Below are 6,627 nucleotides of genomic sequence, written 5' to 3'. Positions count from 1 at the left end.
AACTTAAAGGCACTGTAATACATAATTAAGCTGTGAATTTTTACGCTACTCACAACTGATTGAATAAACTTAATAGCGTTGCCACCTTTGAAAAAGGTAAAAGAGGCAATGCTTATTAGTGATTAAACTGAACCTGATTTAGCGTAAAACTAAAAAGATTGTCTTGCTCTAATACTCAGGTTTTAACCGCATATAACGCCTAATTAACAGGCAAAAAATAGTTGGCTAAAATAAGTGAACGTAGTGAACAAAAAGCCAACTGTTTTTTGTCCTTGTTTAATTTCTTGTTATAAGTACATTATTTAACTGTAGCGATACGGTAACTAAACCAAAGTAGAACCGTTCCTGTGACTGATTGCAATAACATATGCTTCCTAGGTGATTTCAGGAAAGATGTAGATTTACCGATTAGAAACACCATTGCTGAAAACCATAAAGCAGCAAATAAAGCATGGATGGTAACTAGTGTATAAGATGATGCTACAGCATTGGATTGAAAATTAATAAATTGTGGGAATGCCGCTAGATAAAAAATAGACACTTTAGGATTTAGAAGATTTGTTAATAACCCCTCCCAAAAACAAGAGGATAATTTTTTTTGCGAATGTTCTGTTTTTTGCAAAGTAGCAATTGTTAATGACTTAGGTTGATTGAAAGCTGAAATTATTGCCTTTATGCCTAAATACCCCAAATAGATAGCGCCAATTAACTTAATGATAAAAAATAAGTTTGCTGACGAAACTATAATTGCTGAAAGACCAAAAACGGATAGAGTACCATGGAGATAAAAAGCAGCAACTACCCCTATAACATTTGCATACCCATGCTTCTTACCCGAAACAGGTACGGTTTTCAAAAGTAAAGCACCATTCGGCCCTGGAGACATTACCATTAATGAAATAATCAAAAAAAATGTAAAGATAGTATAAATATCCATATTAAAACTCCAAACCCCTGCTTGTACTTATAACGCCCAATTAACGGGCTAAGTAATAGTTGGCCATAATTGTGAACGGAGTGAACGCGGCCAACTGTTGCGTGTCCTGTTGAATTGCTTGTTATATGCAACGCTGGTTGAACCAAGCTTTGCACTAACTTAAAGGCACTGTAATAAATAATTAAGCTGTGAAATTTTACGCTACTCACAACTGATTGTATAAACTTAATAGCGTTGTCACCTTTGAAAAAGCTAAAAGAGGCAATGCTTATTAGTGATTAAACTGAACCTGATTTAGCGTAAAACTAAAAAGATTGTCTTGCTCTAACACTCTGGTTTTAACCGCATATAACGCCACAATAAGCGGCTAAGTAACAGTTGGCTAAAATGTGAAGCGAAGCGGAAACGAGCCAACTGTTGCGTGTCCGTTTGATTGCCTTGTTAGTTGTTGTTTTGTTAAAAGCACAACAGAAGCAATAAGTTACCATATTTGTGAGTTATACGGAAGAGTCAAAATACACCCAGTACCGCTACATACAAAAGGTTGAAATTTGAGCCACTCAATATCACTTATTGAAGCGAACACGCCAAACCTATAATTGACAAATGAGGTGAGTTTCGCTGGTTAACACCTAAAAGTGAATGGCGAAAACTCACTGATACACATGCCAAGCCAATTTATAAAACACCACTTTTACAATAAAATATTGCTTTGATTAGCGGTACCAACTAACGCCGCATTAAGCGGAAAATTACTGTTGGCTAAAATGTTTGAGGTACGAAAAACAGCCAACTGTAAATTTTCCGTTTAAATGCCTTGTTAGTTGATACCTTATTAAAAACACCAATTTTACAATACGTTACCATGTTTGTGGGTTATTCGGAAGAAGCAATAAACACCCAGCACCACTACACACAAAAGCTTGAACTTTGAGCCACTCACGAAATATTATTGAAGCGAACGCTACAAACCTGACTTGACAAATGAGGCTAGAATTTCGCTGGATATCACCTAAAAGTGAATGGCGAAAACTGAGGCGTAACCCACCAAACTAATTTAGAAAACACCGCTTTTACAATAAAAAATGTACTTGAACTAGTGGTGCCAACTAACGCCCGCTTAAGCGGAAAAATGCAGTTGGCTATAATTTGTAGCGTAGCGGAAAAAGCCAACTGTATTTTTTCCGTTTGAAGCGCTTGTTAGGTGAATATTACACTTTGCCTTTTTTACGGTCTATACAACCTAAGTCTTTATCGGGTGCAATAGCATCTCTGACTCGTTGTTTAAGTTCAGTAATTTCTGGAAAACGCCCCATGTCTTTACGTGACCAAATAACATTACCATTAGCTATTATTTCAAAAATACCACCTGTTCCTGGTAGCAATGATAACTCATCTACTTCTTGCTCAAAAGTTGATAAGATTTCTTGTGCCATCCATGTTGAACGTAATAACCAACGACATTTAGAGCAATATCTAATTTCGATTTTATTCATAATATTTACACCAAAGCCTGAAATTCACCTAACGAGCCTGTAGAATAACTCGTTTTTTAACTTTATTTATAATCGAAATACTCTAACTTGATTATTTTCTTTTAACAATCAAAAACGTTTACGTTTTTGGCGATTTTTATTTTTTCATCAATGGGGGTAAATACTGGCGGGAGTTTTTACTGGCTTTCGGCTGTTTTCGAGGATATATACGGGCGGGGTTAGCCTTAATGCAGGCTATTTCTTAGCTTTTCAATATTATGTACTAAGCAGTACATTTGCCATTGCGTATTCACTTTCTCTTGTCCGCGCAAGGTGAATTTATTCATGCCTTTATTCACGGTGATATTACCAAAAACAGGCTCTATTGCACCCAATCGTTTACTGTATTGTCGTCGACCCATGGGACTGTCTATTTTTACTTTCATTTTGTCACTATAACTAATGTTCTGTTGGTATTGCTGGAGAAACTGTACTTGCCTGCCTGTTGATTGCGGTGTTTTTCTCATGCATTGCTTTTGTAAGGGACACACTCGACAGTCCTTTAAATATCCCGTAAATCGACTGTATTTTTTACCGCCAACGTCAATCGCTTTACTTTGTTGCCACAGGCTTTTGCCCGCAGGGCAAATGCAGGTATTGTTTATTGAGTCAAAATGAAAATCTTCACAGCTAAATAACCTCGGCCTGCCTTTACTGCGCTTTAATCGACGTTTTTCTTGCTCGGTGTGGTAGGTTTCGCTTGCTTTGAATAATGGATTTCGACTTCTAAACTGGGTATCGGCTATGTAAGTATCAAGCCCCGTTGTTGCCATGTATTCGAGATTTACCTCACTGTGAAAACCACTGTCTGCGGTGAACTTTGCCTTATGAAGCGAGTCGGGTGTACCGAGTTTTTCGAATTGCTTTTTGAGTTGTTCAATAGCAGGTTTAAGTGTTTGTTGCTCGCCCACTGAGCCCCATGTTTGGGCTTGGAGAATAATTTGATGTTTATCATCATTAATCGCAATACCATTGTAGCCTTGAATGGTGCCCTTGGAAGTGGTCATCTTGGCACTGTCTGGGTCGGTAATATTACTTTTTACCGGTTTGCCTCTGCTGCCTATTTTGTCTTTATTATTCGCAAGAAAGTGTTTTATTTTTTTAGCACACTTATCAAGCTTATCTTTTTGTTTTAGGTCGTGATTGATTTCATTTTCATCCAAACCATCTTGTGCTTGATGTCGGGCAAGTATACGTTGGCTGGCTCGTCGTAACGTCGCTTCTTTACGAGTAAGCTCTGCTATCGTGCCACTCCACTCCTTACTGGCATTCGACTTCATCTTACAGCCATCAATAGCAAACATGTTGCGGCCTATCAAACCTTCCTTGTCACATATCATTAGAACTTGAGTAAATAGCGGCTCTATTTGGTCCTTCATTCGAGCAACAAATGAGGCAATGGAAGTGTAATGCGGATGCACATCGCCCGATAAACTCATGAAGGTAATATTGGTTGCACAGGCATTGGCAATACGGCGACTGGTGATATAACCACGGGAGTAACCGAACAATATAATTTTTAACATCACCGACGGTGAATAGGCGGCTGCGCCGCCTTTATCATTATCAAACCAATGGTCGAAACCTGATAAATCGAGGTGATTATCAATAATATGCGCCAGTGCGTATTCAAACGTACCGGGAATAATTTGGGCAGAGAAATCAATGGGAATGAACTTACTTTGACAAGATAAATCGGGCTTGTAGTTCGCCATAAGGTTTTACAATGGATGAATAATATCTATTAGATCACAGACAAGATCGCGGGACAAGGTTAATACACAAACAAACCAGAAATAGTAAAAGGAACATGGAATTGTTCCTTTTTGGAGAAATTCTACAGCCTCAACGCCCACTTAAGGGGCAAAATAGAGTTGGCTAAAATAGGTGAACGGAGTGAACAAAACAGCCAACTTTATTTTGTCCCTCTTTAAGTGCTTGTTAGTTGCCGAGTTTACTCACAATATGAGTAAACCTTTGTAGGCCAACCTTTGAACCTTTTATTATACTTTTTCATTAATAGATCAAAATGCGGATAATGAACAGCAACAATCGATTTTTCTCCGTCGCCAAACCACCTATAGGTTGTATTCATAAGTTGGCCTAGACGAGAATATATAAACCTAGTATCTATGGTTCCTTTTAAAGCATCATAAGCAATCAGATCTAATTGTTGAACGATTCTATCGTTTGCCCCTTTATCATCAGGCCCTTCACTAAACAAAGAATCAAATGGAATTTGTTGGTTGAATGACGAATTAAAGTGGCCTTGCTTTGCACCAGAAGACTCAGAGCTACTCATAAATATTCTTTTCCACTCGCTCAAGTCGCTCTCTTCAAGGTTATCAAAGAAAATATCTAATAGTTTTAGAGAGTTATCTAGTCGTTTTTGTCTTTGGCTTACGATATAAACTCTCAGAGCTAAGCAACCACCAATAATGAGAACAAAAAACTTAATCCACTCTCTAATTTCTACTGACGACATACACAAAACTTCCATTGTTTGAGGCTACTAACGCCGCAATAAGCGGAAAATTACTGTTGGCTAAAATGTTTGAGGAACGAAAAACAGCCAACTGTAAATTTTCCGTTTAATTGCCTTGTTAGATGCAACGCTGGTTGAATCAAGCTTTGCACGAACTTAAAGGCACTGTAATTAATAACTTAGCCGTGAATTTTTACGCTATTCACAACTGCTTGAACAAAATTAATAGCGTTGCCACCTTTGAAAAAGGTAAAAGAGGCAATGCTTATTAGTGCTGCACCAAACCGGTTTTAGCAAAAAACGCTGTACTATAAAGCACTTTATCTAAAGCTACGTTTTAATAGCATATAACGCCCAAATAACGGGCTAAGTAGTGCTTGCTAAAATGTGCAGCGAAGCGGAAACGAGCAAGTTCTACGTGTCCCTGTTGATTTGCTTGTTAGTTGCAACACACTTTCAATATGTACAACAATAACTTAAACGCACCGTAATGAAAATACCAAGCCGTGAATTTGAGCCATTACACTCACTATTTAGAGCGAATAGTTACGCTAATACATTTTTCAGAAATACACCGAAAGTGACTAACTTATTCGCGGTAAAGCACTAAACAGTGAATTGGCGAAACTGAATTATTTAGCACTTAGGAAATAGTTTTTGATAGCCAACTAACGCCCAAATAACGGGCTAAGTAATACTTGCTACAATGTGAAACGAAGTGGAACCGAGCAAGTGTTACGTGTCCATGTTGATTTGCTTGTTAGTTGCAACACACTTTCAATATGTACAACAATAACTTAAACGCACCGTAATGGAAATACCAAGCCGTGAATTTGAGCCATTGTACTCACTATTTAGAGCGAATGGTTTTGCTATTCCTAGTCTGGGGAGTTCCCCAAACAGTTAATAAACCTATTCGCGGTTACCACCAAAATCTGAACTGGCGAAACTTATTTGTTCTGCCCTTAGAGCTAGTTTTTAAAAGCAACTAACGCCGCATTAAGCGGCAAAAAATTGTTGGTTATAATGTTGAACGGAGTGAAAACAACCAACTGTTTTTGTCCGTTTGAATGCCTTGTTATAACTCTTTTACTAAACAATAAGTTGTATGACCTTTTGGATAATCAGGTAACTCACCAAATACTTTATAACCTAGCTTTTCATAAAAAGGCTTAGCTTGAAAGCTCAGTGTTTCAGTACGCATGTAGCCAAACCCTTTATCTTTAGCAAACTTTTCAGCTGCTTCCATTAAATTGCTACCGAGTCCTAAACCTCTAGTTTCTTTAGATAACCAAAGCAACTCAATAGTACAGTAGTTCCAGAATGCAGTTGCTCTAATACCTCCTAGGACTTTTCCACTTTCGTCTTTAGCAATGACAGCAAATTTGGTGTCTTTTTCAAAGCCAACGTCATCAGGTAGATAATCTTTATTATAAGAGCCAATACCGACACTTAATGCTTTAAGATCTTCCTGACTAGGTGAAGTTGTTACTACAAGATTCATATATACAGACATCCGAGAGAGTTATAACGCCCAATTAACGGGCTAAGTAATAGTTGGCCATACTTGTGAACGGAGTGAACGCGGCCAACTGTTGCGTGTCCTGTTGAATTGCTTGTTAGATGCAATACTGGTAAAACCAAGCGATACAATAACTTAAAGGCACTGT

Annotated in this window: 5 protein-coding genes; all 5 read right to left on the bottom strand. The window is 37.9% G+C overall.

Features of this window, described 5'->3' with window-relative positions:
- Positions 1-298: 298 nt before the first annotated feature.
- The 5 genes from ASU03_RS18015 to ASU03_RS17995 all read right to left on the bottom strand — a co-directional run bounded on the left by ASU03_RS18015 (position 299) and on the right by ASU03_RS17995 (position 6,461).
- Entirely contained in the window at positions 299-937 is a 639-nt protein-coding gene (locus ASU03_RS18015; RefSeq protein WP_057833176.1) for a LysE family translocator, read from the bottom strand.
- A 1,211-nt stretch (positions 938-2,148) separates the two neighbouring features.
- The gene (locus ASU03_RS18010) at positions 2,149-2,433 is read right to left on the bottom strand and encodes a SelT/SelW/SelH family protein (RefSeq protein ID WP_197411275.1); all 285 of its coding nucleotides are present in this window, start codon (positions 2,431-2,433) and stop codon (positions 2,149-2,151) included.
- A 224-nt stretch (positions 2,434-2,657) separates the two neighbouring features.
- The gene (locus tag ASU03_RS18005; RefSeq protein ID WP_057833174.1) at positions 2,658-4,187 is read right to left on the bottom strand and encodes a transposase; all 1,530 of its coding nucleotides are present in this window, start codon (positions 4,185-4,187) and stop codon (positions 2,658-2,660) included.
- 239 nt (positions 4,188-4,426) lie between these two features.
- The gene (locus tag ASU03_RS18000; RefSeq protein ID WP_057833173.1) at positions 4,427-4,957 is read right to left on the bottom strand and encodes a hypothetical protein; all 531 of its coding nucleotides are present in this window, start codon (positions 4,955-4,957) and stop codon (positions 4,427-4,429) included.
- 1,078 nt (positions 4,958-6,035) lie between these two features.
- The gene (locus ASU03_RS17995; protein WP_057833172.1) at positions 6,036-6,461 is read right to left on the bottom strand and encodes a GNAT family N-acetyltransferase; all 426 of its coding nucleotides are present in this window, start codon (positions 6,459-6,461) and stop codon (positions 6,036-6,038) included.
- Between the last annotated feature and the right edge of the window lie 166 nt (positions 6,462-6,627).

It is taken from the genome of Colwellia sp. TT2012 (assembly GCF_001440345.1).
Lineage (GTDB): Bacteria > Pseudomonadota > Gammaproteobacteria > Enterobacterales > Alteromonadaceae > Colwellia.
Note: the sequence above shows the minus strand (reverse complement) of the source record. Positions and strands in the feature narration are given on the sequence as shown.